This window comes from Micromonospora sp. NPDC049051, from assembly GCF_043197575.1.
Taxonomy (GTDB): domain Bacteria; phylum Actinomycetota; class Actinomycetes; order Mycobacteriales; family Micromonosporaceae; genus Micromonospora.
The window spans coordinates 1461632-1485728 of sequence record NZ_JBICTL010000001.1; the positions used below are offsets into that span (position 1 = coordinate 1461632).

At 73.2% G+C, this 24097-nt stretch carries 23 protein-coding genes and 1 tRNA gene; 15 read left to right on the top strand and 9 right to left on the bottom strand.

Annotated features, from left to right (window positions below):
- Positions 1-205: 205 nt before the first annotated feature.
- Complete coding sequence (locus tag ACGFIR_RS06935; RefSeq protein ID WP_393143608.1) at positions 206-2161, top strand: trypsin-like peptidase domain-containing protein; 1956 nt, start codon at positions 206-208, stop codon at positions 2159-2161.
- Positions 2162-2180: 19 nt separating this feature from the next.
- On the opposite strand, the gene ACGFIR_RS06940 is transcribed toward ACGFIR_RS06935, so the two are convergent.
- Complete coding sequence (locus ACGFIR_RS06940; protein ID WP_393143610.1) at positions 2181-3026, bottom strand: glycosyltransferase family 2 protein; 846 nt, start codon at positions 3024-3026, stop codon at positions 2181-2183.
- A 383-nt stretch (positions 3027-3409) separates the two neighbouring features.
- Between ACGFIR_RS06940 and ACGFIR_RS06945 the strand changes: the two genes are divergently transcribed.
- The 6 genes from ACGFIR_RS06945 to ACGFIR_RS06970 all read left to right on the top strand — a co-directional run bounded on the left by ACGFIR_RS06945 (position 3410) and on the right by ACGFIR_RS06970 (position 11159).
- Positions 3410-4831, top strand: a complete 1422-nt coding sequence (locus ACGFIR_RS06945) for a hypothetical protein (RefSeq protein WP_393143612.1) — start codon at positions 3410-3412, stop codon at positions 4829-4831.
- Positions 4828-5712 carry a glycosyltransferase family 2 protein gene (locus ACGFIR_RS06950; protein ID WP_393143614.1) on the top strand — a complete coding sequence of 295 codons (885 nt, stop codon included), beginning with the start codon at positions 4828-4830 and terminating at the stop codon, positions 5710-5712. The genes ACGFIR_RS06945 and ACGFIR_RS06950 overlap by 4 nt, the downstream gene beginning before the upstream one ends.
- Positions 5693-7105 (top strand): lipopolysaccharide biosynthesis protein, encoded by a 1413-nt coding sequence (locus ACGFIR_RS06955; RefSeq protein WP_393143616.1) that lies wholly within the window; start codon positions 5693-5695, stop codon positions 7103-7105. The genes ACGFIR_RS06950 and ACGFIR_RS06955 overlap by 20 nt, the downstream gene beginning before the upstream one ends.
- Entirely contained in the window at positions 7095-8273 is a 1179-nt protein-coding gene (locus ACGFIR_RS06960; protein WP_393143618.1) for a polysaccharide pyruvyl transferase family protein, read from the top strand. Before ACGFIR_RS06955 ends, ACGFIR_RS06960 begins: the two co-directional genes overlap by 11 nt.
- A gap of 137 nt (positions 8274-8410) precedes the next feature.
- On the top strand, positions 8411-9520 hold the full coding sequence (locus ACGFIR_RS06965) for an endo-1,4-beta-xylanase (protein ID WP_393143620.1): 1110 nt from the start codon (positions 8411-8413) through the stop codon (positions 9518-9520).
- A 175-nt stretch (positions 9521-9695) separates the two neighbouring features.
- On the top strand, positions 9696-11159 hold the full coding sequence (locus tag ACGFIR_RS06970; protein WP_393001319.1) for a sugar transferase: 1464 nt from the start codon (positions 9696-9698) through the stop codon (positions 11157-11159).
- Between the two features lie 73 nt (positions 11160-11232).
- On the opposite strand, the gene ACGFIR_RS06975 is transcribed toward ACGFIR_RS06970, so the two are convergent.
- Entirely contained in the window at positions 11233-12282 is a 1050-nt protein-coding gene (locus tag ACGFIR_RS06975; RefSeq protein WP_393143622.1) for an LCP family protein, read from the bottom strand.
- A gap of 159 nt (positions 12283-12441) precedes the next feature.
- Here ACGFIR_RS06975 and ACGFIR_RS06980 point away from each other — a divergent pair, with 159 nt between their 5' ends.
- Both ACGFIR_RS06980 and ACGFIR_RS06985 read left to right on the top strand, forming a co-directional pair.
- Positions 12442-13275, top strand: coding sequence for a class I SAM-dependent methyltransferase (locus tag ACGFIR_RS06980; protein WP_392999551.1), 834 nt, complete (start codon positions 12442-12444; stop codon positions 13273-13275).
- Positions 13276-13350: 75 nt separating this feature from the next.
- Positions 13351-14169: an MOSC domain-containing protein gene (locus ACGFIR_RS06985; RefSeq protein WP_392999549.1), complete on the top strand. Its 819-nt coding sequence runs from the start codon at positions 13351-13353 to the stop codon at positions 14167-14169.
- Positions 14170-14374: 205 nt separating this feature from the next.
- Here the strand turns inward: ACGFIR_RS06985 and ACGFIR_RS06990 are convergent, their stop codons facing one another.
- The 3 genes from ACGFIR_RS06990 to bcp form a co-directional block, all read right to left on the bottom strand.
- On the bottom strand, positions 14375-14902 hold the full coding sequence (locus ACGFIR_RS06990; protein WP_393143624.1) for a GNAT family N-acetyltransferase: 528 nt from the start codon (positions 14900-14902) through the stop codon (positions 14375-14377).
- Positions 14903-14970: 68 nt separating this feature from the next.
- Positions 14971-15053: transfer RNA gene (locus ACGFIR_RS06995), tRNA-Leu, on the bottom strand.
- A 100-nt stretch (positions 15054-15153) separates the two neighbouring features.
- Complete coding sequence (gene bcp / locus ACGFIR_RS07000) at positions 15154-15630, bottom strand: thioredoxin-dependent thiol peroxidase (protein WP_392999545.1); 477 nt, start codon at positions 15628-15630, stop codon at positions 15154-15156.
- A 157-nt stretch (positions 15631-15787) separates the two neighbouring features.
- Here bcp and ACGFIR_RS07005 point away from each other — a divergent pair, with 157 nt between their 5' ends.
- The 4 genes from ACGFIR_RS07005 to ACGFIR_RS07020 are packed head-to-tail and all read left to right on the top strand — an operon-like array spanning position 15788 to position 18426.
- On the top strand, positions 15788-16504 hold the full coding sequence (locus ACGFIR_RS07005; RefSeq protein ID WP_392999543.1) for an energy-coupling factor ABC transporter permease: 717 nt from the start codon (positions 15788-15790) through the stop codon (positions 16502-16504).
- Positions 16501-16893 carry a PDGLE domain-containing protein gene (locus tag ACGFIR_RS07010; RefSeq protein WP_393143626.1) on the top strand — a complete coding sequence of 131 codons (393 nt, stop codon included), beginning with the start codon at positions 16501-16503 and terminating at the stop codon, positions 16891-16893. The genes ACGFIR_RS07005 and ACGFIR_RS07010 overlap by 4 nt, the downstream gene beginning before the upstream one ends.
- Positions 16894-16900: 7 nt before the next feature.
- Positions 16901-17671, top strand: coding sequence for a cobalt ECF transporter T component CbiQ (gene cbiQ, locus ACGFIR_RS07015; protein ID WP_393143628.1), 771 nt, complete (start codon positions 16901-16903; stop codon positions 17669-17671).
- Positions 17668-18426, top strand: coding sequence for an energy-coupling factor ABC transporter ATP-binding protein (locus ACGFIR_RS07020; protein ID WP_392999537.1), 759 nt, complete (start codon positions 17668-17670; stop codon positions 18424-18426). The genes cbiQ and ACGFIR_RS07020 overlap by 4 nt, the downstream gene beginning before the upstream one ends.
- A 38-nt stretch (positions 18427-18464) precedes the next feature.
- Here ACGFIR_RS07020 and ACGFIR_RS07025 read toward each other — a convergent pair whose 3' ends face one another.
- The 4 genes from ACGFIR_RS07025 to ACGFIR_RS07040 are packed head-to-tail and all read right to left on the bottom strand — an operon-like array spanning position 18465 to position 21489.
- Complete coding sequence (locus tag ACGFIR_RS07025) at positions 18465-19637, bottom strand: hypothetical protein (protein ID WP_393143630.1); 1173 nt, start codon at positions 19635-19637, stop codon at positions 18465-18467.
- The gene (locus tag ACGFIR_RS07030; RefSeq protein ID WP_392999533.1) at positions 19634-20350 is read right to left on the bottom strand and encodes a DsbA family protein; all 717 of its coding nucleotides are present in this window, start codon (positions 20348-20350) and stop codon (positions 19634-19636) included. Before ACGFIR_RS07030 ends, ACGFIR_RS07025 begins: the two co-directional genes overlap by 4 nt.
- Positions 20343-20867 (bottom strand): MauE/DoxX family redox-associated membrane protein, encoded by a 525-nt coding sequence (locus ACGFIR_RS07035; RefSeq protein ID WP_392999531.1) that lies wholly within the window; start codon positions 20865-20867, stop codon positions 20343-20345. The genes ACGFIR_RS07030 and ACGFIR_RS07035 overlap by 8 nt, the downstream gene beginning before the upstream one ends.
- A 31-nt stretch (positions 20868-20898) precedes the next feature.
- The gene (locus tag ACGFIR_RS07040; RefSeq protein ID WP_392999529.1) at positions 20899-21489 is read right to left on the bottom strand and encodes a sigma factor-like helix-turn-helix DNA-binding protein; all 591 of its coding nucleotides are present in this window, start codon (positions 21487-21489) and stop codon (positions 20899-20901) included.
- A 107-nt stretch (positions 21490-21596) separates the two neighbouring features.
- On the opposite strand from ACGFIR_RS07040, the gene ACGFIR_RS07045 reads away from it, so the two are divergent.
- Together ACGFIR_RS07045 and ACGFIR_RS07050 are read left to right on the top strand one after the other, a co-directional pair.
- Complete coding sequence (locus ACGFIR_RS07045) at positions 21597-22241, top strand: zf-HC2 domain-containing protein (RefSeq protein WP_393143632.1); 645 nt, start codon at positions 21597-21599, stop codon at positions 22239-22241.
- A gap of 183 nt (positions 22242-22424) precedes the next feature.
- Entirely contained in the window at positions 22425-24089 is a 1665-nt protein-coding gene (locus ACGFIR_RS07050; protein ID WP_393001317.1) for a copper resistance CopC/CopD family protein, read from the top strand.
- The last annotated feature ends 8 nt before the right edge of the window (positions 24090-24097 follow it).

The window sequence follows — 24097 nt, forward strand, 5'->3', positions numbered from 1 at the left end:
CGTGACTGTATGCATGAAAACTTTCATAGGCAATACGGTCGAGTGGTTCGTGGCGTCCTCTCTAATGTGGACAAACGGTGCGACCTCGGAGGGTGTTCGGGTCGTGACGGAGTCCGTGTCGGTGCTGTTCGCCCGACGACCGGCCGAGGCCTGCGCGAGCGTGACCTCTGTAGGATCCGCACGGCGGTCTAGCGGAGGAGTTGGCATGCAGCCGGATGGCCCGTACAGGTTCACCCACCTCCTGGGCACCTGCCAGGTCGGAAAGGCATGGGCCGCCATCGACGCGCAGGGCCGGTTCGTCACGGTGGCCGTGCTCGACGCCGTCGTGGCGAACGACCCGCGCTGGCGGGAGGCCTACTCGGGGATGGCGAACGTGCTGGCCCAGGCGCCCGACGGCCACGCCTACACGTACGCGGACTTCTCGGCCCCAGCACCCTGGGTCGCCTACCCCGCCGAGGCCGGTCCGGGCGCGGAGAAGCTGCTCCGGGCCCTGGGCGTGGAATACCACCCTGTGGCGCCCGGGCCGGGCTCCTTGGCGCCGGTGTCGTCGCCTCCCCAGCCGGTGTCCTCCCAACCTGCGTCCGCCCCGCCGCACCTGGTGTCCGGTGCGCCGCAGCCGACCTCCGGGCCTCCGCACGCGCCCTGGGCGGTACAGGCCGGACCGATGCCCGCCCAGCCGGGCGCGTCGTCGCCGACTCCGGTCTCGGCCGCACCCGCGCCCTCCTGGGACGCCCCGACCACGGTGACACCCGCCCAGCCGGTCGCGAACGCGCCCCAGTCCCCGGCGGCCCAGCCGACCGCCGTACCTTACGACCCGTTCGCCGCGCAGACCCCTCGGATCCGGCCGTCGGAGCCGCCCAGGAGGCGTACCGGCGGGTGGGTGGGCGTCGCGGCCCTCATCCTGGTGGTCGCCCTCGGCACGGGGGCCGCCGTATGGGCGCTCGCCCCGGGCGAGCCCGCACAGCCCGGGACGGCACCGACCGTGGCTTCCTCGGCGTTCCCCGGCGGGGCCGCGGTCAACCCGGGCATGAAGCCGTGGGCGCAGGCGGCTCCCTACAGCCCCGAGGAGCGGGCACTGGCCATCGCCGCGCCCGCCATGGTCTTCATCGAGGCGGTCTTCACCGGTGTGCTGCGGGAGACGAAGTCCAACGTCCCGCTCAGCGCCACCCCCATCACCTTCAAGCGGCGGTGCACGGGGTTCGTGGTCAACGCCGACGGCCAGGCGCTCACCAACGGCCAGTGCGTACGCCCGGGGGCGGACACCGTCCGGGAGCGGGCGCTCTACACCCTGGGTCGGATCCTCATCGAGCAGAAGAAGCTCACGGCGTCGGCCCTGGACCAGTACGTCCGCACGAAGATGGCCACCACCACCTTCACCGGCAGTGAGGCCGGCACCGAACCCGCCAACGAGGTGTTCGGGCAGTTCAACGTGGCGCGCGGCGATCTGACGGCCGAGCCCGCCGTGCCGGTCGAGGTGGTACGCGTCCTCCCCGCCGACAACGGCAACCTGGCGCTCGTGAAGCTCGGCCAGAACAACCTGCCCGCAGTGGAGCTGAACACAGAGGCCACCCTCGGATCCGGCACGTCGCTGCTCGTGATCGGGTACAGCACCACCGACACGGACTTCCGGGCCGCGACGCACACCCTCCAGTCGAAGTCGGTGCAGGTGGCCGGCACCGCCAACCAGGGCGCGGTGGCCGTCGCCAGGATCAACGGCGACATCGGCATCTACTCGCACGGCGGGATCGCCGTCGACACCAGCGGCCGGGTCGTCGGCGTGCTCGACAACGACCGGGCCGCCAACGGTGGCGCCAACCGCGCCCTGGTGCCGGTCCAGGTGGTGACCGGGCTGCTCGGCGAGGCTGGTGTCCAGAGCGGCCTCGCGGATCCGGACCGGGTCTACCGCAGCGGCCTGGACGCCTTCTTCGCCGGACGGGACGCGGAGGCGATCAGCCGCTTCGACACGGTGGCCAAGGCGTCGCCCACCAACCTGCTCGCTCAGGCGTACCGGCAGAACGCCGTCGACCGTGCCCGCCTGGCGAACGAGACGTCCGAGTCCTCCAGACTGCCGACCGCGCTGCTCGCCGGCCTGGCGGCCGCGCTGTTGGCCGGACTCGTCGTCGCCGTGGTGGTGCTGGCGCGGCGCCGGTCCACCCGCTGACCGTCCGTCGGGCCGCAGGTCAGCGGGTGGAGTCGTCCCGTCCCCAGGCGTTCCGCGGGTGACGTCGTGACCGGAGCGCGGCGGCCACCGTGACGGCCACGTACGCCACCGCCGCGGGTGCGAGCCACGGCCGGGGGAGGACCACGTCGCGAAGCCAGGAGGATGGCGCGGAGGCACGGATACCGCTGTGGCTGGCCCGCAACATGGTGTTGCCGGCGCGTACCCGGGCCAAGGTCCGGACCAGGTCGCGAGTGCGCCGCGGGGCCTGCACGTAGGACGTCGCGGCGGTCACCTCCCGCTTCTCCTCGGAGGAGAACTGCGAATCCAGGAAGAGGTCATCGGCGATCTGCTCCGGGAAACGGTCGAACCGCTTCCGACCCGCGGCGGAAACTCCCATCGCACCGCGGCCGAAGAGCGCGTCCGCGAAGATGGGCAGCCGCGTGTTGATCGCGTAGTAGGCCCGTACCGCCAGCGACCGGCCCTCGGTCACCATGTGGCGGCGCGGCATCACGGCCAGCGGCGGCGTGCCGTCGGCGGAAAGCACGGCGGCCATCTCGCGCAGCGCGCCCGGGCTCAACACCACGTCCGCGTCCAGGTAGATCCGGGGGAAACCCCGCGCGGCGGAGTCACCCACGTTCAGGGCGTTGGACTTGCCGGCCTGCGCGACCTCGATGACCCGGACGCCCGGCCGGCTGGCGGCGACCCGGGCGGTGTCGTCGGTGCAGCCGTTGGCGACCACGACGATGTCGAGTTCGCCAGGGGCGGCGTCGGCGAGCAGCGCGTCGAGGCAACCACCGATCACCCGGGCTTCGTTGTGCGCGGCCATCACCACGCTGATCGTCGACAGCTCACCGGGGTTAGTCACATCAGTTCCACGCTTCCGCAGGAAAGTCGGGGCGCCTGCTTCGCTGCCACCGAGCGGGCGGTCCACGTCACGGACCCACCTCGAACCGGGCCAGGGTGCGGCGATAAAGCTTGCCGGACGGCGGGCGGTGCCGCAACACCGGTTCCGGCCGTTCCTACCGGACGGGAACCTGCCCCCTCCGCGAGCTCGCCCGCTGGTATCGTCCTCGTGTTTCTGAGGCGGGGGCCGGGCAGAGTGGCGCACAGTCCACAACCTCCCTTCGCCGCAGGGCGCGACTGCCGATGGCGGATCGGCGAGGGACTGGGCAACGGGGGCCCGTCAGTGACCTGCCCGCGTTGTCGGCTGCTGCCGCGGCGGACACTGATGGGAGAGGCACACCCCCGATGGAGATGCTGACCACACCGGAGCGGCGACCGCCCTTCCCCCGGCGAGACCCGGCCGCGCCGGTGCCCCGCCACGAACAGGTGGCCCGGCACCTGGCCACGGCCGCGCTGGTGCTGGTCGCGGTGAAGCCGCTGCTCGACATCGGTGAGAAGGACGCCGGCGGCGGATTCGACCTGGGGGTGCTGCTCACCGCGCTCGGTGCGTTGTGCATGGTCACCGCGCTCGCTGTCGTGGCCGTCGGTGCCCGGCACCTGCCGCCCCGGCCCCTCCTGCTCATCGCGGGTGGGCTGACGTTGTTGCTCGTGCTCTCCGCGGTCAGCTACCTGGCCGCCCCCGCGCGCGGGGAACTCTTGAACCTCTTCGACGTCCGTCGCTACTCCATCTACGGACCTCCGCAGGAGCCGGGCAGCGCCATTCCCGCCGAGGCGATGCGGCTGGTGGTCGGGTTCGCCCCGATCGCCCTGCTCGGACTGATGTTCATGCGGCGCGACTGGTTCCCGGTGCGCCGGCTCGCACTCGTCGCCGGCGTCGTGATCGCCGGCACGGTTGTGCACTGTGTGCTCGCCTGGCTCCAGGTGGCCGGAGTGATCCCCTACTCGTTCCACTTCGAACTGGCCAACTGGGAGAAGATCGGGCGGGCCTCCGGCGGCTACTACCACCCGATGTCGCTCGGCCGGTTGTTGATGTTCTCGGTGTTCCTGATCTACGTACTGGGTGACCGGCTGAAGGTTCCCGCCGCCGTCCGGTACGCGTTGATCGGCCTCTTCGTCGCGACCGGCGTCGTCTCCCTGCACCGCTTCACGATCCTGTGCCTGGGCATGATCGTCGCCGTGTTCGAGGTGCGGCGCCTCTTCGGCATGGTGAGGGCCCGCCGCACCGGGAGGACCAACCGCGGGGCCGTTCTGGCGGTCGCCGCCGCGGTGGCTGCGGTCGGCGCGGTCGCCGGGACGCTCTGGGGCGGCGCGATCTGGAGGCGGGCCGAGGTCACCCTCACCGAGGTGGGGTCGCTGGACGTACGGTCGGACACCTTCATGCACGGCCGGGGTGCCATCTGGAACGACCTGGCGGAGATCCTCGGCCGTGCCCCCTGGGACGTGCGGCTCCTCGGGTTCGGCTACGAGCCCTGGGACATGCACAACGACATGCTCCGGGTACTGGTCGTGTGGGGGGTCGTCGGCGTCGTCGTGACCGTCGCCGTCCTCGTGGGGCTACACCGGTTCGTCAGGGCACGGACCGACCGGTCCGGTCGGCTCGCCCTGGCGCTGCTCTTCGTGACCATCGTCGTCTTCGGTCTCACCCAGAAGCCGCTGGCCTACCCGTACTTCCTCTGGTTGTTCTTCTTCGGCCAGATGGTGATCCTCGCCGTTGCCGGAAGGGGCGTGGGGGAAGAGCGATCCGCCGAGAGCGGGACGACACGGTGAACCCGTCGTTGCCCTCGTCGACGTACGGCCCGCCCCAGCAGGGCGGTCGACCTCCCGGGGCGACCGAGACCGCCGCCGACGCACCCGCGACACCGTTCGTGCGGCCGACGTTCTCCGTCTGCATCGTCGTACGCGACCGTCCGGCGCTGCTCGTCAACGCGGTACGCAGCGTCCTGGCGAACACCTTCGGGGACTTCGAACTGGTGATCGTCGACGACGGGTCACAGGTGCCGGTCACGCAGGTGATCTCGGAAGCGCGCCTTTCGGTGGATCGCCGGGTGCGGGTGGTCACGCAGCCGCCCACCGGTATCGCCGAGGCGCGCAACCGGGGCCTGCGGTCCGCCACGGGCAGGTACGTCACCGTGCTGGACTCCGACGACGAACTGACCACCGACGCCCTCGCCCGGCTGCACGAGCTGCTGGCCGGCACCGGTGGCTCCTGGGTGTACGCCGACTACACGGAGATCCGCCGGGGGACGTCCCGCTGCATCCGACTGCCCGAGTACGACTCGGCGAAACGGATGTCGCTGGGGGTGCTGACCCGGCCGCGGCTGCCCTTCAAGCACTCCGGCACCACGATCGACCGCGGCCTCCTGGACCGGATCGGCGGTTACGACGAGAGCTTCCGTCTCTTCGAGGACGTGGAGCTGATGCTGCGTGCGCTGCGCGCCGGTGTTCACCCGCGCCACCTGGCCCACCCCATAGTGCTGTTCCACCGGCACGACGGCAACGTGACCCGGGGTCGGCTCGGTGGCCTGGTCTTCTGGTTCCGGCTGATCGACATGTACCGCCCGTCGAGGTGGCCGGGGGTGGCGACCGCCATCAAGGCGTTGCGGACCATGAGCGAGACGGGCAAGTGGCTTGTCACCCTCGGCCGCTGATCTCGACGCCGACGGCGGCCACGCCGGCACGGGCGCGGCGCCGTCCAGGGCGGCCCGCAGTCGGGCCGCGACCGTCCTGATCCACCTCGGCATGCTGGGGATGAGCCAGGTCGGAGTGACCCTGGCCGCCTTCGGAACGCAGATCCTGCTCGCCCGCACCCTTCCCCAGGAGGCTTTCGGCACGTTCACCGCTGCCCTGGCGGTGGTGTCGCTGACCGCGCCACTGGCGGTCTTCGGTGTGCCCGAGCTGTGGTTGCAGCGGTTCGGACGTGAGGGCGACGGGGCCCGCCGATGGATCGCTTCGTCGCTGCGGGTGGTGGCTGCCGGCAGCGCTCTGACCGTCGCGGGAGTGCTGCTCTGGAGCCTCGCCGAGTGGTCCGACCCGGTCGGGGCCGGCGTGCGGGCGCTGCTGGCGACCGTCGTCGTCGCACAGGCCGGGCTGGCGTTGGTCGGTTCGGTGCAGCAGTTGCGGGGCGACTACCGGGGACTCTCCGCGCTCCAGGTCGCACCCCACCTGGCCCGTGTGCTCGTGGTGCTCGTGGTGTGGGCGTTCGGACTCTCCGTGCTGGCCGCCGCCGCCGGGTACGCCGTCGTGGCGGTGCTCACCGTCGTCGGCTGCGTACCGGTGATGCGGCCCTTCCTCCGGGGTGGCGTGCCGCTCGAGGGACACTCCCGCGCCGCGTCCGCGCCGTCTCCGGCCACCCGGGTCGGCGTGGCACGGGTGGCCGGCGCCGCGACGCCTTTCGTGCTGGGCAATGTCTTCTACCTGATCGGCATGTACCTCGGCACGGTAGTCGCCGCCGAGTTTCTCGGCCCGGCGGCGGCGGCGGTCCTGGCCGTCCCGATGTCCGTGCTGACCGCGGTCTACCTCGTCCCCCGGGTCGTCTACCAGCAGTACTTCCTGGCCAAGCTGCACCGCTGGTCGGGCACGGACCGCGACGCCGTCCTGATCGCCTACCGCTGGGGTGGTCTCGGGATGCTCACGCTCGGCGCGGTCGTCGCGGTGCTGGTCGCGCTCGGTGGCCTGCCGGTCCTTCCCTTCCTGCTCGGCCCCGGGTACCGGGAGTCGGCGACGGTCATGGCTCTGCTGGCCGTGGCCATCCCGTTCCGGTTCGCCGGCGCGGCCGTCGCCTCGCTGCTCACCAGCGGCGGCCTGCTCCGTCTGAAGGTGACCTACCAGGGCGTGGGAGCCCTGGTGTTCCTCGTGGCGCTGGCGGTGGCCACGCCGTTGTGGGGCCTCATGGGCACGGCCGCGGCCGTCGTCGTCGCCGAGATCATCCTGTGTGCGCTGTTCTGGACCGCCGTACGCGGACGGGTGGTCGGTGATTCTCCCCTGCCGTCGTGGCACGATCTGCGGCGGCGCCTGACAAGGGAGACCCCGCGTGCATCCTGAACCGAGTCCCGCAGCCCGCCGCCCACTGGTCGTCGGCTACTACGGCATGGAGAACGTCGGGGACAACGCCTTCTGCGTCGTCGTGGACTGGGCCACCCGAACCTACTGGGGGGCCAGGGAACCCGTCTTCGCGGCACCACCGATGGTCGATCTGCCGGCGGAGAGCGTCGGCATGAGCCCTCGCTGGTACCGCTCACGTAGCCTGCCCGACCGCGTCGGTTGGGTGCTCAACAAGGCACGTTTGCTCAGCCGCTCCTCGATGCTCGTCTTCGGCGGCGGTTCGGTCTTCCGCGACATGGGTCCGTTGAGCGAGAAGAAGCTCTTCTCGCTCTTCTCCCGTGCCTCCGGTCACCCCATGGCCGCCGTCGGCGTCTCCGTCGGCCCGTTCCTGTCCGTCGCGGCCGAGCGGCGGCTCGTCGAGGTGCTGCGTCGGATCGACTTCATCGGGGTACGCGACCTGGCTTCCGCCGAGATCCTCGAGCGTGCCGGCTACCCGGGAGTGCTCGTACCCGCCGGAGACCTCGCCGGACTACTGCCGGAGGCGTTGGGCGAACCGATTCCCGTTCGCCGGCCGAGGCCGTCCCCGCAGGGGCGGGCCCGGCTCGGGGTGACCCTGCTCGGCGTCGACTACGAGGCCGGGGACGCGCAGACGCGGCAACGGGAGGACGTGCTGGTCGAGGGTGTCCGCCGGCTGGTCCGTAAGGAGCCGGTGGACGTCACCGTCTTCGTGTTCAACACTCATCCCGTGCACGGCGACGAGCGGGTCAGCGACCGTCTCCGGGCGGCCCTGGACGGGCTCTGCGACGTCCGTGTGGTGACCGCCCGGGACGGGGTGCGGGCCTGCTGGGACGAGATGAAGCGCTGCGATGTCGGCCTGCACATGCGGCTGCACGGTGCGGTCTTCGCGTACCTGGCCGGTGTCCCGTTCGCGCTGGTGCCCTACCAGAAGAAGTGCGACGACTTCCTCGCCGAGATCGGCCAGCCGGAGTCCGCGCGGCTCGGTCGGGTGCCCGAGGATCCCGCGGAGGTGGCCCGGGTGCTCGAGGGCCTGCTGACCGACGAGGCAGTGCCGCGTCTGGCCCGCGAGGAGTTCGCCGAACGGGCCCGCTGGAACTTCACCAGGGCACCCTGGGCCCTCCGCGACGCACCGGGCCAGCCCGTACGGTGACGGTCGATCTTTCCGCCCGGGGCGGCGGGCCCGCTGAGCCGGCCGCGAGAACATCCGACGGCCTGGTCCAGGGGGCAGCCCTCCGGCGTTCGGCGAACGTACCCCGGTCCCGTCGGCTCCGCTGGCCGGTCCTGCTCGTGCCGGTCGTGCTGATCGCCGCGGCGCTGGCCGTGGTCGGCCTGGCGCGGGTCCGGCACAACCCGGAAGCTCCGCCCGCCGGTGGTGACGCGGGAGCGGCCGGCCCGGCGGTCTCCGGCGTGCCGGATCGGCAGACGTTGCGTGACCTGATGCCGCCCGGGGTGCGGATCGGCTCTGCGGTGGACGGCCGGGGGCTCAGCCTCGACCCTGCCTACCGGACCCTCCTCGGCGCCGAGTTCAACGGGATAACAGCCGAGAACGCCATGAAATGGCGCAACCTGGAACCGGCGCCCGGGGTGCACGCCTGGACCGGCGCCGACCAGATCATCGAGTTCGCCCAGCAGCACGGCCAGGCGGTGTACGGCCACACCCTGGTGTGGCACAGCGACGTACCCAAGTGGGTCTCCCCGGACTGGCCGCCGGAACGGATCCGTGCCGTGCTCCGGGAACACGTGACGACGGTGGTCTCCCGGTACCGGGGGCGCGTCTGGGGCTGGGACGTGGTCAACGAGGTGCTGGACGAGGACGGAACGCTGCGCGACACCCTCTGGCTGCGCAAGCTCGGTCCCGGCTACGTCGCCGACGCCTTCCGCTGGGCCCACGCCGCCGATCCCGCCGCGCGCCTGTTCATCAACGACTACGGCGTCGAGGGCCGGACCCGCAAGGCGGACGCACTGTTGCAGCTCGTCCGCGAGCTACGCCGGTCCGGAGTCCCGGTCGACGGCGTTGGCTTCCAGAGCCACCTGAGGTGGGATCAACCGCCCCGTGACCTCGTCGGCAACCTGCGCCGGTTCGCACAGGCAGGGGTCTCGGTGGCCGTCACCGAACTGGACGTGCGGGTCGCGCTGCCAGCCACCCCGGCGAAGCTGGAACAGCAGGCCAAGCTCTACCGCCAGGTGCTCCGAGCCTGCCTCGCGGTGCCCGCCTGCGTGTCGTTCACCGTGTGGGGCTTCACGGACGCGCGCAGCTGGATCCCGGGCTACCACCGTGGCTACGGGGCGGCGTGCCTCTTCGACGACAGCCTGGCTCCCAAACCCGCGCACGCCGCGTTGCTGGACGAGTTACGCCGGCAACCACCCCGCAGCGGGACGGGGCCGAGCCCCGGCTGATTCGGCGCGGCCGTGGGCGCCCGCCCGGGGCCGCCGTCCTCCCTCCGGTGACGACGACCAGAACGGTGAAAGGAAAGTCGTGTCCGCGCAGACCCAGTTCCTCTCGACTGTCGCGCCACAGCAGTCACCGAGGTTCGACCCCGACCTCGGGGTGATCACACCCCCCTCCAACGGCATGCCGCGGTCGGCCTTCGCCCGACCGGTCGCCCCACGGGTCAGATGGCGGCGGCGGTACGTGGCCTGCCTCGTCCTGATCGACTTCGTCGCCGCGCTGGCGGCGAGCCGGACCGTGGTGGCGCTGTTCGACTCGGCCGACGCCGGCTTCTGGGACCAGCGGGTGTTCGGCGGTACGGTCAGCGCGTTCGCCCTGGTGGCGAACCTCGGCGTGCCGTTGATGTGGATGACGATCCTCGCCGGTGCCGGCGCGTACGACCGCCGGGCGCTCGGGCGCGGCACCGAGGAACTCAAGCGGGTGGTGCGGGCCAACGTCGCGATGGCCGCCACCGTCTCGTTCCTGGCGCTCGGCTTCAAGAAGGACCTGTCCCGCGCGACGGTCGCCGCCATCATCCTCTGCCTGCTGTTCTACGCCCTGGTGACCCGGGCGGGCGCCCGGGTGGTGCTGCGCCGCATCCGCCGGGTCAGCCAGCGGGCGTCGCAGCGGGTGCTGCTGGTCGGACGGCTCTCCGACGCCCTGGCCGTGCACGAGGTGGTGACCCGTAACCCGGGTGCCGGGCTGCGTCCGGTCGCCATCCACCTGCCGCACTCTCCGCGGCCCGGCGAGCGGGTCACGGCGCCGGTGCCGGTCTACGTCGGTTGGGACCTGGTGCCGCTGGTACAGCAACTCGGCGCGGACACCATCGCCGTCTGCGGCCCGGCCAGCCTCGAGTCGTACGAGCTGCGCAAGCTGGCCTGGCAGCTCGAGGGGACCGGGCTCGACCTCGTGGTGGTGCCGCAGGTCACCGACGTCACCGGCCCACGCATCCACGTGCGTCCGATCGAGGGCCTGCCCCTGCTCAACGTCGAGGAGCCGACGATCTCCGGCCTCTCGCTGCTGGCCAAGAGCATCCTCGACCGAACCGCCGCGTTGGTCGGGCTGATCCTGCTGAGCCCGCTGCTGGCCGGGATCGCGCTGGCCATCAAGGCGACCGACCGGGGGCCGGTGCTGTTCCGGCAGACGCGGATCGGCCACGAGGGGCGGGCCTTCAAGGTCTGGAAGTTCCGCACCATGTACACCGACGCCGAACAGCGGCTGGAGGCGTTGCGCGACCGGAACGAGAGCGACGGCCTGCTCTTCAAGATCAAGGATGATCCCCGCGTCACGCCCATCGGCCGGCACCTGCGCGCGCTGTCCCTGGACGAGTTGCCCCAGTTGGTCAACGTGCTGATGGGGCAGATGTCGCTGGTCGGCCCGCGCCCGCTCCCCACCGAGGACGACGACTACCGCGGCGACGTCCGGCGGCGGCTGCTCGTCCGGCCCGGCATCACCGGGCTCTGGCAGATCTCCGGCCGCTCCGACCTGACCTGGGAGGACGCGGTCCGGCTCGACCTGCACTACGTCGACAACTGGTCGCTCGTCTACGACCTCGGCATCCTCTGGAAGACGCTCAGCGTGGTGCTCGCGCGGCGCGGCGCCTACTGACCGGGCGCCCACCGGGCGGGCGGCGGCCCGTCCGGTGGGCCACCTCGCCGGTGCCCGGGCGGCTCGTGCGCCGCTACCGCTTGCCCCCGCTGATGATCTCCTGCACCGCGTCCCGGCGCACCGAGTCGTAGAACGACTTCACCCGGCCGGTGTCGGCGAAGACGACGCTCTCGGTACCGACCCGTCCCGTGCCTTTCGTCGGGCTGGTCAGGAAGAACAGGTTCCCGCTGCGCAGGCCGCGCAGTTCGGTGGCCATGTCCAACAGGGACAACTCCTTGTCCACGGAGACGGAGTCCGAGGTGGCCTGGAGGAAGGAGTTCAGCTTCCCGGGGTTGGTGAGGATGCCGCCCGAGGAGACCTTGTCGAGGATCGCCTTGATCACCTGCTGCTGGTGGCGGATCCGGGCGAAGTCCCCGTCCGCGAACTGCTTGCGCTGGCGGGCGTAGTCGAGCGCGGCCTCGCCGTCCATCTCCTGCGTACCCTGGGCGAAGGTCCGGAACGGTGGGTGGATCGAGGTGAATTCCTTCTCCGCGGTGATCCGGACCCCACCCAACGCGTCGATGATCTCCTTGAAACCGGCGAAGTCGACCATCGCCACGTGGTCGACGCGGACCCCGGTGAACTTCTCCACGGTCTGCACCATCAGCGGTACGCCACCCCACGCGTAGGCCGCGTTGACCTTCGCGTCCCGGCCGCCGTGGTTGCCGTCCCGGGAGCGGGGCACGGCGACCCAGGTGTCGCGGGGGATCGAGATGAGCTGGGCGCTCGACCGGTCCTTCGGCAGGTGGGCCAGGATTATCGTGTCGGTGCGCGATCCCGACGTGCTCTCCGGGTCACGGGTGTCGCTGCCCAGGATCAGGATGTTCATGGCGCCCTTGGTCACGGCCTGCGGGCGGGACTCCTCCGGCACGTCCGTGAAGGCGTCGACCCGCTCGATGTCCGACTCCACGGACCGCAGGTAGAGCCCACCGGCCACCACGCCACCCAGGCCCAGCAACGCCACCACCAGCAGGCTCACCAGAACGATCCGCCGCCAGCGCCGGCGCGGTTTCCCAGCCGGTGGCTCCGGGGACGCGGGGTCGTCGGCCGTCGGCTCCGGCTCGACGGACTGTGGAGTGGACATGGCGGCGATGCTACTGATCCGTCCGCGCGCGCGGGTACCCTCGTCCGGCTGACGGTGACGCACCGCTCGTTCGCGATCCGTGGGGCGCTGCCACGCGGGCGGGCTGCGGGAACGAAACTTCCACTACACCTGACGGCTCGCGGCTGGTAGAACCCTTTCGTGGACGCAACGAAGCTCCGACGGGCCATCGCCCGCACCCGGCTCGCCCCCGTCGCGGCCTTTCCCAAGCGCCTGGCCCGCGTCGCCCGCCACGACGCCAAGGTGCTGCGTACCTCGGCCCGCTGGCTGGTCACCTCGCGGGAGCACCACAACTACACGTACGAGCTGACCAAGCTGAGCCGCCACCACCTCGCCTGGTTCGTCAGCGTCGTCTGCGACGTGCCCGTCAAGCAGGTCCGCGCGTACTTCGCCGAGATCGAGTCGGACGACGTGCTGCGCCGGCACATCGAGTCCGCCACCGCGGGTGCCGCCCGCCGGGGGCTGGCCGACAGGCAGGTGCGCTACGCCCGCCGCATCGGCTGGTACGCCATCGTGCGCGCCAGGAAACCCTCGCACGTGGTCGAGACCGGCGTCGACAAGGGGCTCGGCAGCTGCGTACTCGCCGCCGCGCTGCTGCGCAACGCCGCCGACGGGCACCCCGGCCGGGTCACCTCGCTGGACATCAACCCCGAGGCCGGCTACCTCGCCCGCACCGCGCCCTGGTCCGAGGTGGTCGACCTGGTCGTGGGCGACTCCATCGCCTCGATCGCCGCGCTGGACCGGCCGGTCGACCTGTTCCTGCACGACAGCGACCACAGCCGGGCCCACGAGAAGCGCGAGTTCGAGGCGGTCGAGGGCAGGTTGGCCCCGGGCGCGTTCCTGCTCACCGACAACGTCACCGCCACCAACGTCCTCGCCGAGCACGCCGAACGCACCGGCCGGCGGTTCCTCGCCTACCGGGAGACCCCCGCCAACCACTGGTATCCGGGAGACGGCATCGGCGTGGCCTGGTGAGGTCTCCCCTCAGGGGCGGGCGGCACCGCGCCCCACGGGGCACCGGTCGGCCGCGGGCCGTGGCAGGGTGACCGCATGCGGTTGAGCGCCATCCACACGTACCCCGTCAAGGGTTGTCACCGCCTCGACCACGACGTCGCGGGCGTCGAGCCGTGGGGCCTGGCCGGCGACCGGCGCTGGATGATCGTCGACGCGGACGGCGTCGGCGTCACCCAGCGGGAGACCACCCGCCTGGTCGCCCTGCGCGTCACGCCCCACGACGGCGGCCTGCTGCTGCGCGGCGAGGGCCACGCCGACCTGGCCGTGCCCGAGCCGGCCGGCGGTGAGCCGGTCGCGGTGCGGACGTTCCGCAACCGGAAGCTGCCGGTGCCCGCGCTCCCCGCCGGGCCGGCGGCCGACGCCTGGGTCAGCGCGTTCCTGGGCCGCGCCGCCCGGCTGGTCTGGCTCGCGCGGCCGAGCCGGCACATCCCGCCGGGGGACCGGGAGCACGACACCGGTGACCAGGTCAGTTTCGCCGACGCCTACCCGCTGCTGCTGGCCACCGCCGCCTCGCTCGACGCGCTCAACGGCTGGCTCGGCGAGGCCGGCGAGGAGCCCGTGCCGATGGCGCGGTTCCGCCCCAACCTGGTGGTGGAGGGCACGCCGGCCTGGGCCGAGGACGGCTGGGCCGGCCGCCCGCTGCGCATCGGCGCCGTCGGGTTCCGCGCCGCCGGGCCGTGCGTCCGCTGCGTGGTCACCACCACCGACCAGGAGACGGGGGTACGCGGCAAGGAACCGCTGCGCACCCTGGGCCGGTACCGCAACGTCAACCAGAAGCTCCTCTTCGGTCTGCACCTGGTCCCCGAGGGGACGGGCAGGGTCGCGCTCGGCGACGAACTGGTGCTGCGGGACTGAGCGGCGGGCAGACCCGTCGTGACCGAGGACGGACGCGCCAGCGTCCGGGCGAAGTCGCACAGTGCCCGGTCCATCGCCGGGCGGGCCGTCCGTCCCGCCGCGGCCCTCCTCGCCGTCCCGGCCCCGCTGCGCGGCCCTCCTCGCCGTCCCGGCCCCGCTGCGCGACCCGGCCGAGGCCCGACCTGTCGGCGCTCGCGGGCTCCGCTCAGCCCGTCGGCGTGAGGTCCAGCCACATGAGGATCTCGTCGCGGTCGTCACCGGGGGCGACCCGCAGCGCGCCGGGCAGCCGACCGACCTCCCGGTAGCCGAGGCTCCGGTAGAACCGGTCCAGCCCCAGCCCGTCCCGGACGGTCACGTGCAGCGCCTCCCACCCCGTCCCCCGGCCGATCCGCTCGGCCTCGCGCATCAGCGCGGCGCCGTAGCCGTTGCCCTGGGTGTCCGGGTGGACCATCACCCGCTTCAGCACGCACCAGTGCGCCTTCAGGTCGAACCGGTTGTCGCAGAAGATCAGCGCGGCGACTGGCCGCTCGCCCGCGTACCCCACGAGGAGGCGGTCCGGGCCCTCGGCGATGCCGGCGAAGGCGGGCTCCGCCGTGCGCCGGACGTCGGCGGCGGAGACCGGGGGCACGAAACCGACCGCTCCGCCGGCGTTGGTCACGTCGACCCAGAGGGCGACGATCCGTTCCCGCAGCTCGGGGGTCAGTTCGGGGTCGAGGACGAAGCGCAGGCTCACCCGGTAATACTGACCCTGCGGAACCGCCGCGACCTGGGATCGTGACGCGCCCGACAGGGTGCTCGGTGTGCGGGAGGGGGGATTCGAACCCCCACGTCCTTTCGGACAATAGGACCTAAACCTACCGCGGCTGCCATTACGCCACTCCCGCCGACCCGCTGAGTCTAGAGTGTCGCGCCGCTTCGGTGGTGGGCCCGGCCCACGGCCTGCGGTCGTCGACGGCCGGAGGCGGGCCTCCCGCGGCGGGGACCTCAGTCGAGCCCGAGGTCCCGGCGCAGCTTCGCGACGTGGCCGGTGGCCCTGACGTTGTAGAGCGCGCGTTCGATCTTCCCGTCCTCGTCGATCACGAAGGTCGAGCGGATCACGCCGGTCACCGTCCTGCCGTACGACTGCTTCTCGCCGTACGCGCCGTACGCCGCCAGCACGGACCGGTCGGTGTCGGCGACCAGCGGGAAGGTGATGGCGTCGCGCTCGCGGAACTTCGCCAGCTTCTCCGGCTTGTCGGGCGAGATGCCGACGACCTCGTAGCCGGCCGCCTGGAGCGAGGCGAGCGAGTCGCGGAAGTCGCAGGCCTGCTTGGTGCAGCCGGGCGTCATGGCCGCCGGGTAGGCGTACAGGACGACCTTGCGGCCACGCAGGTCGGCCAGCGAGAGGGCCTCGCCGGTGTCGGTGGGGAGGCTGAACTCCGGCGCGGGGTCACCGGGGGAGAGGCGGTCGGGCGCGGTCATGGCACGACCCTACGTGCCGCCCCCGCCCCGCCCCGGGCGGCACGCCGCTCGCGCGTGGACGGACGCGGGGCAAGTTGCCATGTATTGGCAACAACCGTGGTCAGGAAATAGGCTGACGCCTACGGCTGATGGGGCCGGCCGACGCGTGGGAGGTCGCGTGGAAACCCTGGCGATGCACATCTCGAACGGAATCATCGACGGTCCCGTGGCGGCGGTCTTCGCGGCGGTGGCGCTGGCCGCGATGACGTTCTGCGTCCTGCGCGGCCGGCGCGACCTGGACGACCGGCTGGCGCCGATGGCCGGGCTCGTCGCGGCGTTCATCTTCGCCGTGCAGATGCTCAACTTTCCGATCTTCACCGCCGGCGTCAGCGGTCACCTGCTCGGCGGGGCGCTCGCCGCGATGCTGGTCGGCCCGTGGGTCGGCGCGCTCTGCGTGGCCGTGGTGCTGGTCGTGCAGGCGCTCGTCTTCGGCGACGGCGGCGTGGCCATGCTCGGGCTCAACATCACCAACATGGCGGTGCTCGGCACCGCCGCGGCGTACCTGCTGATCGCGTTGCTGCTGCGGGTGCTGCCGCGCACCCCCGCCGGCCTCGGCGTGACCGCCTTCGTCTCCGCGCTGGTGAGCGTGGTGGTCGCGTCGATGGGCTTCGTGTTCCAGTACTGGCTCGGCGGCACCACCGACCTGGGCGGCAACCTGGGCGGGCTGGCCGGCACGATGGCCGTCGCGCACCTGCTGATCGGCATCGGCGAGGGCCTGATCACCGCGACCACGGTGGTCACCGTCGCGAAGGTACGGCCCGATCTCGTCTACGCGCTGCGCGGGCTGCGCGCGGCGTCCACGCCCGCCGTCCCGGCCGTCGGAGGTGTCCGGTGAGGAAGCGTTCCTGGGGATTCGTCGTCAGCGGGCTGCTGGTGGCCCTGCTCCTCGCCGGGGTGGTGAGCAACTTCGCCTCGTCCCACCCGGACGGGCTGGACTCGTCGCTGCGCGAGGGCTGCACCTTCGACGCCGACGACAACATCACCGGCGGCGACTGCCCCGCCCAGCGGGAGAAGGAGCACGAGGTCGGCGGACCGCTGGCCGACTACGGGGTGGCGGGGATCGACAACGAGTTCCTCTCCACCGGCCTGTCCGGCGTCGTCGGCGTGCTGCTCACCTTCGCGGTGGCCGGCGGGGCCTTCTGGCTGGTCCGCCGCCGCGACCCCCGGGACGAGGACGCGGCCGGGGACGCCCGCACCCCCGTCGGCGCGTCGGGTCGGGAGTAGCGACCGGATGGGCGCCGGGCACGCGCACGTGCTGTACCGGGACGCCACGTCACCGGTGCACCGGCTCCCACCCGAGGTCAAGATCGCGGCGATGGTGGCGTTCACCCTCGCCGTGGTCGGCACCCCCCGCGAGGCGTTCTGGGCCTTCGGCGCGTACGCCCTGCTGGTCGCGGTGGTGGCGGCGCTGGCCCGGGTGGGGCCCGGCTGGCTGCTGCGCCGGTCGCTGATCGAGCTGCCGTTCGTGGCGTTCGCGGTGGCGCTGCCGTTCCTCGGTGCCGGCGAGCGGGTCGACGTGCTCGGCCTGAGCCTGTCGTCCGACGGGCTGCTGGGGGCGTGGAACATCGTCGCCAAGGGCACCCTGGGCGTGCTGGCCTCGCTGCTGCTCGCCGCGACGACCACGACCCGGGACCTGATTGTCGGCCTGGACCGGTTGCGGTGCCCGCAGATCCTCACCCAGATCGCCACGTTCATGCTGCGCTACCTGGACGTGCTGGTCGGCGAGGCCCGGCGGATGCGGGTGGCGCGGGTGTCCCGGGGCGACGATCCGCGTTTCCTGTGGCAGCTGCGCGGCTTCGCGGCCGGCGTCGGCGCGCTCTTCCTGCGCGCGTTCGAACGTGGCGAGCGGGTCTACCTGGCGATGGTGTCGCGCGGCTACACGGGGCGGATGCCGGAGGTGTGGCAGGGCGCGGGCGCGGCGACCGCCGGGCAGTGGCTGGTCGCGGCCACCGTGCCGGTCCTGGCGGCCGGCATCGCCGCCACCGCCGTCGTACTGACATGATCAGAGCCGTGCAGACCGCCCTCTCCCTGGACGTCCGTGGCGTCCGGTACGCGTACCCGGACGGGCACGTCGCCCTGGACGGGGTGGACCTGACGGTGCCGCGCGGCGACCGGGTGGCGCTGCTCGGTCCCAACGGCGCCGGGAAGACCACGCTGGTGCTGCACCTCAACGGCATCCTCACCCCGAGCGAGGGGAGCGTGAGCGTCGGGGGGCTGACCGTCAGCCAGGACCGGGCCACGCTCGCCGAGGTACGCCGCCGGGTGGGCATCGTCTTCCAGGACCCCGACGACCAGCTCTTCCTGCCCACGGTCGCGGAGGACGTGGCGTTCGGGCCGGCCAACCTGGGCCTGCGCGGGGCGGAGCTGTCGGCCCGGGTGGACGAGGCCCTCGCCGCGGTCGGCATGGGCGAGCACCGGGACCGGGCCCCGCACCACCTCTCCTTCGGGCAGCGCCGGCGGGTGGCGGTGGCCACCGTGCTCGCCATGCACCCGGAGATCCTGGTCCTCGACGAGCCGTCGTCCAACCTCGACCCGGCGGCCCGCCGCGAGCTGGCCGGCATCCTGCGCACCCTGCCGGTGACGCTGCTGATGGTCACCCACGACCTGCCGTACGCCCTGGAGCTCTGCGACCGCTCGGTCATCCTGGACGCCGGCCGGGTCGTCGCCGACGCCCCGACGGCCGACCTCCTGGCGGACGCCGACCTGCTGGCCCGTCACCGCCTGGAACTCCCCCGGGGCTTCACCCCCGCACCCTGACCCACCCCGGGCCCCGCCCGGCGGCGTCGATCATGCACTCATGGTGCCCGATCTGCCCGGTCCTGCTCTGTTTCGTCCGCCACCACAACTCCATGATCGACGCGCGAAGTGGGCGGGGGAGCGGGTGGGGGTTGGAGGGTCTGGGGGGTCTGGGGGCGGGAGGTGGCGTGGAGGCGGAGGGCGCCGGCGGCGGTGGCTCCGGCGCCCGCGATGAGGATCAGGGCGATCAGGACGCGGGCGGTCGTCGCCGGCCAGGGCACGGGGGCGACGGCGCGGGCGAAGACGGCGGCGTTGGCCACCCCGGCGAAGAGCGCCAGGCAGGCCCCGGCCAGCGCCAGCGCGAAGTCGGCGGCCGGCCGACGGGCCAGCGCGAAGACCCCGGCGGCGATGGCGCCGAGCCCGGTGAGCAGCGCCCAGACCTGCCCGCCGAGCAGGCCGATCAGCACCCCGCCCACGCCCCGCGCGCCGGCGTCCAACTCCCGGCCCACCGTGAACACGACGGCGGCCACCCCGCCGAGCACCAGCAGCCCGCCGAGCCCGGCCAGCGCCCGCGTACCCGGCCGCGACCGCGCCGGCAACAACCCGAGCGCCCCCACGGCCAGCAGCCCGACCGTGGCGACCACCCACCAGACGTACGCGTCCGGCGGCGGCACCCAGTCGAGGGTGCCGCGGATCTCCCCGGTCTCGGTGCCGGTGCGCAGCGGCACCGTCCAGTCCCGCACCCGGTGCTCCCGGTCGGGGGCGGCACGCACCTGCGACGGCGGGGCCGACTCCCGCCAGAGCACCCGCTGGTCGTGCCAGCGCACCGTGGCGGAGCCGTCGAGCCGCCGCCAGTCCGGCGCGGCGGCCGGGTCCGCCTCGGCGGGCAGCCGGGTCTCCCCGGCGATGGTCCGGTTCAGGTACGTGGCGGGGGAGCGGACGTTCTCGTACACGCCGTCGGGCCCGACCCGCAGGTAGGGCTCGCCGGAGTAGCCGAGCACCTCGACGGGCTGGTCGCCGGTGTTGGTCAGCTCCAGCCGGGCGCCCGCCTCGATCACCCGTACGCTCAGCCCCGGCCGGGCCGGGGTGACGGCACTGACCTCGGCGCGGTAGTCGGTGCCGTCGGGGGCGTCCGCCCCGTGCGCGGCGGCCGGGCCGGCGAGCGCGACAGTCGCGGTCAGCGCGCCGACGAGCACCAGGCCGGCGCGGGTCACCAGATTGCGGATGATCACCTGCTGGCCGCCTCCACCGCCGCCTTGATCCCCTCCGGGCTGCGGTCGGCGATCTGCTCGCCGTCGACCAGGATCGTCGGGGTGCCGGTGATGTTGGCCTTGCTGGCCTCCTGCGTCACGTGCTCGGTCCACGGCTTGAAGGTGCCCTCCCGTACGCAGGAGGCGAAGCCGTCCCGGTCGATGCCGACGCCGGCCGCGATGTCGACCAGTTCCGCGTCGCTGAGCCCCGCGCCGCCCTCCGGCGGCTGCCGGTCGAACAGCGCCTTGGCGTACTCACGGTACCGGCCGCCCTCCGCCGCGCAGCCGGAGGCGGCCGACGACCGGGTCGAGTACTGGGTGCTGGAGAAGCGGTTCAGGTAGGCCACCGGGTGGTGGACGACCCGGATCTTGCCCTCGCTGATGAGCTGGTCGATGGTCGGGCCGCTGGTCTGCTCGAACTGCTTGCAGGCCGGGCAGAGGAAGTCCTCGTAGATGTCGACGGTGACCGGGCCGGAGCCGGAGACGACCCCGGTGCCGGCCTCGGTCGAGCCGGTCGGCGCCGTGAAGTCGTCGGAGCGCTGGCTGGAGTAGACGCTCCAGCCGATGAGGCCGGCGACGACCAGGACGGCCACGGCGGCCACGGAGATCCAGAGCGTCCGCTTGCGCCGCTGTTCCCGGGCCAACTGCTCGCGGACCACCCGGGCCGCGTCCTTCTGCCCCTTGCGACTACTCATCCTCGTCCTCCACGGATGCGTCCCCCGCCAGCCAGCCGTCGACCGAGACGGGGGTGCGGGGCCAGATCAGCAGGAACCCGGCCAGCGCCAGGAATCCCAGGTCCCGGAGGATCTCCGGGAGGTAGCTCGGACTCTGGCCCTCGGCGAGCTGCCCGCCGGTGCCGAAGCAGCCGCAGTCGATGGCGAGGCCCCGGCTCCAGGCCGAGACGATGCCGACGATGAAGACCACCAGCAGCGCCGCGGAGACCCCGGCGGAGAGCCGGGTGGCCAGGCCGAGGAGCAGCAGCAGGCCCAGGGCCAGCTCGACGAAGGGCAGCGCCGCGCCGATCACCGTCGTGAGGTCGTACGGCATGACCTGGTACGCGTTGACGGCGCGGCCGGAGGCGGCCAGGTCACCGACCTTGCTGCCGCCCGCGACCAGCCACACGGCGGCCAGGCCCAGCCGGACGGCGACGCCCAGCCAGGGGCGGACGACGGGCCAGCGGGCGGCCCGGGCGTGCGGTGCGGTCACGATCATTGGTCGTCCCGTCCCCGGCGGAAGTTCCCGGTCATTCGGCGAGGGCGTCGCCGACCGCCTCGACGAGGTCGTTGCGGGCCCGGGCCACCCGGGAGCGGATGGTGCCCACCGGCACGTTCTCCACGGCGGCGGCCTCGGCGTACGACAGGCCGAGCAGCTGGGTGAGCACGAACGCCGCGCGCCGCTCGGCGGGCAGCCGGCGGACCAGGTCGGCGGCGCCGAACTGGCCGACCGGGTCGGGGTGCGGCCGGTCGGTCCAGGCGTGGGCGGCGAGCCGCTCGCGCAGCCGGCGGCGGCGGACGACCGTCCGCAGGTGGTCGGCGCAGGCCCGGCGGGCGATGCCCAGCAGCCAGGTGCGCGCGCTGGAGCGACCCTCGAACGCCGGCAGCGCCCGGAACGCCCGCAGGTAGGTCTCCTGGGTCAGGTCGTCGGCGCTGTCCGGATCGACCACCGCGGCGGTGAAGCGCCACACCTCGGCCTGGGTCAGCCGGACGAACGCGGCCTGGGCGACCGGGTCCCCGTCGCGGGCGGCGAGGGCCCACTCGGTCGCCGACTCCCGCGCGGCGGCGCCCGCGGCACCGGTCGGACTGGCGGCGGGGGTCTCGCGCGGGGCGGGGATCACGACAGTCCAGGTTACGCGGCGGGGACGGGCCCGGGAGGGTCGTTCGGCCCTTCCATGGCCTGCGCCACCTCGGGAACTATTCGGGTGCGCCGCACGACTATCCCCACATGACATGCGACGACGTACGCGCGGCGCTGTCGGCGCGGCTGGACGGCGAGGATCCGCTGGCGGCGCCGGCGGTGCTGGACGCGCACGCGGAGAGCTGCCCCGGCTGCCAGGCCTGGCTGGCCCGGGCCGAGCAGGTGACCCGCCTGGTCCGGGTGCGGGCGGTGGCCGTGCCGGACCTGACCGCGTCGGTGCTGGCGGCGGTCGCCGCCGATCCGCTGGCGCCCGGGCGGGCCCGCGCGGCGGCCCGTACGGCCCGCCGGCAGGTGCTGCGGGTGGCGGTCGCGGTGGCCGCGGTCGCCCAGCTGTCGATCGCCCTGCCGGTGCTGCTCGCCGGGCTGGGCGTGACCGTCGACCCGCACACCAGCCGCGAGATGGCCTCCTTCGACGTGGCGCTGGCCGTCGGCTTCGCGCTGGCCGCGTGGCGGCCCGAGCGGGCCCGCGCGTTCGTGCCGGTGGCGCTGGTGCTGGCGGTCTGCCTGGCCGGCACCAGCGCGGTGGACATCGCGAACTCGACGACGGCCCTGGTGCACGAGGTCGGCCACCTGGCCGCCGTGGTGCAGGCGGGGCTGCTGTGGGCGCTGGGCCGGGTCAGCGACGAGCCGGACCGGCGGCCGTCGGCGGCACTCCTGGCCCGTCATGGCTGACGCCGCACCGACCGGGCCGGCCGGGTCGGTGCCGGCGGTTCCGGCGGTGCCGGGCGTGGCCCGAGTCGCGGATGTGCGGTGGATGCCGGTGGTGACTGGCATGGCCGGGGTCACGCCGGTGGGGTGGCGTCCGGGGTTCCGGCGCATGGTTGGAGTCGCGCCGGAGCGGTCGGATTCGAGAGCATTGCCGGCATGAGTGTCGCCAACCGCCGCTGGAGCGCCCGGCTGATCGCCACCGCCGGCCTGCTGGTCACCGTCGTCGCCCTGCTGATCGCCCCCGCCGGCCCCGCCCGTGCCCACGCGGTGCTGGTGAGCAGCAGCCCCATCGCCTCGGCGGTGGTGTCGAACGGGCCGGCGGAGGTCGTGCTGACGTTCAGCGAGTCCGTACGCAAGGTGCCGGGCAAGATCCGGGTGATCGCGCCGGACGGCTCCCGCGCGGACCGGGGCGAACCCGCCTTCGAGGGCACCGTGGTCACCATCCCGGTCGATCCTGCCGGAGAGCGCGGCACCTACCTGGTCAGCTACCGGGTGATCTCCGCCGACAGCCACCCCGTCTCGGGCGCGTTCACCTACTCCGTCGGCGCCCCCTCGACGCCGCCGGTCGACAGCGGCGACGACAGCCGGGCCGACCCGGTCGTCGGCAACGCGGTCAAGGTGGCCAAGTACGCCGGCTACACCGGCCTGCTGCTGCTGGTCGGCCCGGCGCTGGTGCTCGCCGCGCTCTGGCCCCGGCGACTGCCGAGGCGGGGACCGGCGCGGCTGGCCTGGGCGGGGCTCGGCCTGCTGGCGGTCGCCACGGTGGCGAACCTCCTGCTCCAGGTGCCCTACACCGCCGGCGGCGGCGTGTTCGACGTGACCGGCGAGGGGCTGAGCGAGGTGCTGGGCAGCTCCTTCGGCGCCGCGCACCTGGTCCGGCTGGGCCTGTTGGCCGCGGCGGCGTTCCTGCTCCGGCCCCTGATGGCGGGGCCGGTCGAGCGGAGCGACCTGGTCATCCTGGGCGTGCTCGGGGCGGCGGCGCTGGTGACCTGGCCGCTGGCCGGGCACCCGGCGGCCTCGCCCGCCCCGGCGGTCTCCGTGGTCGTCGACGCCGTCCACCTCGGCGGCATGGCGGTCTGGCTGGGCGGGCTGGTGATGCTCGCCGTCTTCCTGCTGCGCCGGGCCGACGAGCGGGAGCTGGGCGCGATCCTGCCGATCTGGTCGCGCTGGGCGGCGCTGGCCGTCTCGGCGCTGCTGCTCGCCGGCATCGTCCAGGCGTTGATCGAGGTGGCCACCCCGCGCGCGTTGGTCGACACCACCTACGGGCGGCTGGTGCTGGCCAAGATCGGGCTCTTCGTGCTGGTGATCGCGGTGGCCGCGTACTCCCGGCAGTTGGTGCGCCGGCGCACCGCCGCCGGCCGGCCGACGCCGATGCGGCGGGCGGTCTGGGCGGAGCTGGCGATCACGGCGGTGGTCCTCGGCCTGTCCGCGGTCCTGGTGCAGACCACCCCGGCCCGCACCGCCGGCGCCGACGTGGCCGGCGCGACGGACGGCTACTTCTCCACGACGCTGACCAGCCCGAACTATTCCCTCCAGGTCGAGCTGGACCCGGCCCGGCGGGGCAACAACACCGTGCACTTCTACGCGTACACGAAGGACAACCGGCCCCAGCCGGTGGTGGAGTGGCGGGCCACGGCCGCCCTGCCGGCGGCGGGGATCGAGGCGATCCAGGTCCCGCTGCTGCCGCTGACCGACAACCACGCCACCGGAGAGATCAACTTCCCGGCGGCGGGCGAGTGGCAGTTGCGCATCACCGTCCGCACGTCGGACATCGACCAGGCCACGGTGACCGCCACCGTGCCGATCAGGTAACAGGAAGG

Coding starts and splice junctions, on each gene's coding strand:
- ACGFIR_RS06935 (WP_393143608.1), top strand. CDS start 206: ATGCAGCCGGATGGCCCGTACAGGTTCACCCACCTCCTGGGCACCTGC.
- ACGFIR_RS06945 (WP_393143612.1), top strand. CDS start 3,410: ATGGAGATGCTGACCACACCGGAGCGGCGACCGCCCTTCCCCCGGCGA.
- ACGFIR_RS06970 (WP_393001319.1), top strand. CDS start 9,696: ATGCCGCGGTCGGCCTTCGCCCGACCGGTCGCCCCACGGGTCAGATGG.
- ACGFIR_RS06975 (WP_393143622.1), bottom strand. CDS start 12,282: ATGTCCACTCCACAGTCCGTCGAGCCGGAGCCGACGGCCGACGACCCC.
- ACGFIR_RS06985 (WP_392999549.1), top strand. CDS start 13,351: ATGCGGTTGAGCGCCATCCACACGTACCCCGTCAAGGGTTGTCACCGC.
- bcp (WP_392999545.1), bottom strand. CDS start 15,630: ATGACCGCGCCCGACCGCCTCTCCCCCGGTGACCCCGCGCCGGAGTTC.
- cbiQ (WP_393143628.1), top strand. CDS start 16,901: ATGGGCGCCGGGCACGCGCACGTGCTGTACCGGGACGCCACGTCACCG.
- ACGFIR_RS07020 (WP_392999537.1), top strand. CDS start 17,668: ATGATCAGAGCCGTGCAGACCGCCCTCTCCCTGGACGTCCGTGGCGTC.
- ACGFIR_RS07030 (WP_392999533.1), bottom strand. CDS start 20,350: ATGAGTAGTCGCAAGGGGCAGAAGGACGCGGCCCGGGTGGTCCGCGAG.
- ACGFIR_RS07035 (WP_392999531.1), bottom strand. CDS start 20,867: ATGATCGTGACCGCACCGCACGCCCGGGCCGCCCGCTGGCCCGTCGTC.
- ACGFIR_RS07045 (WP_393143632.1), top strand. CDS start 21,597: ATGACATGCGACGACGTACGCGCGGCGCTGTCGGCGCGGCTGGACGGC.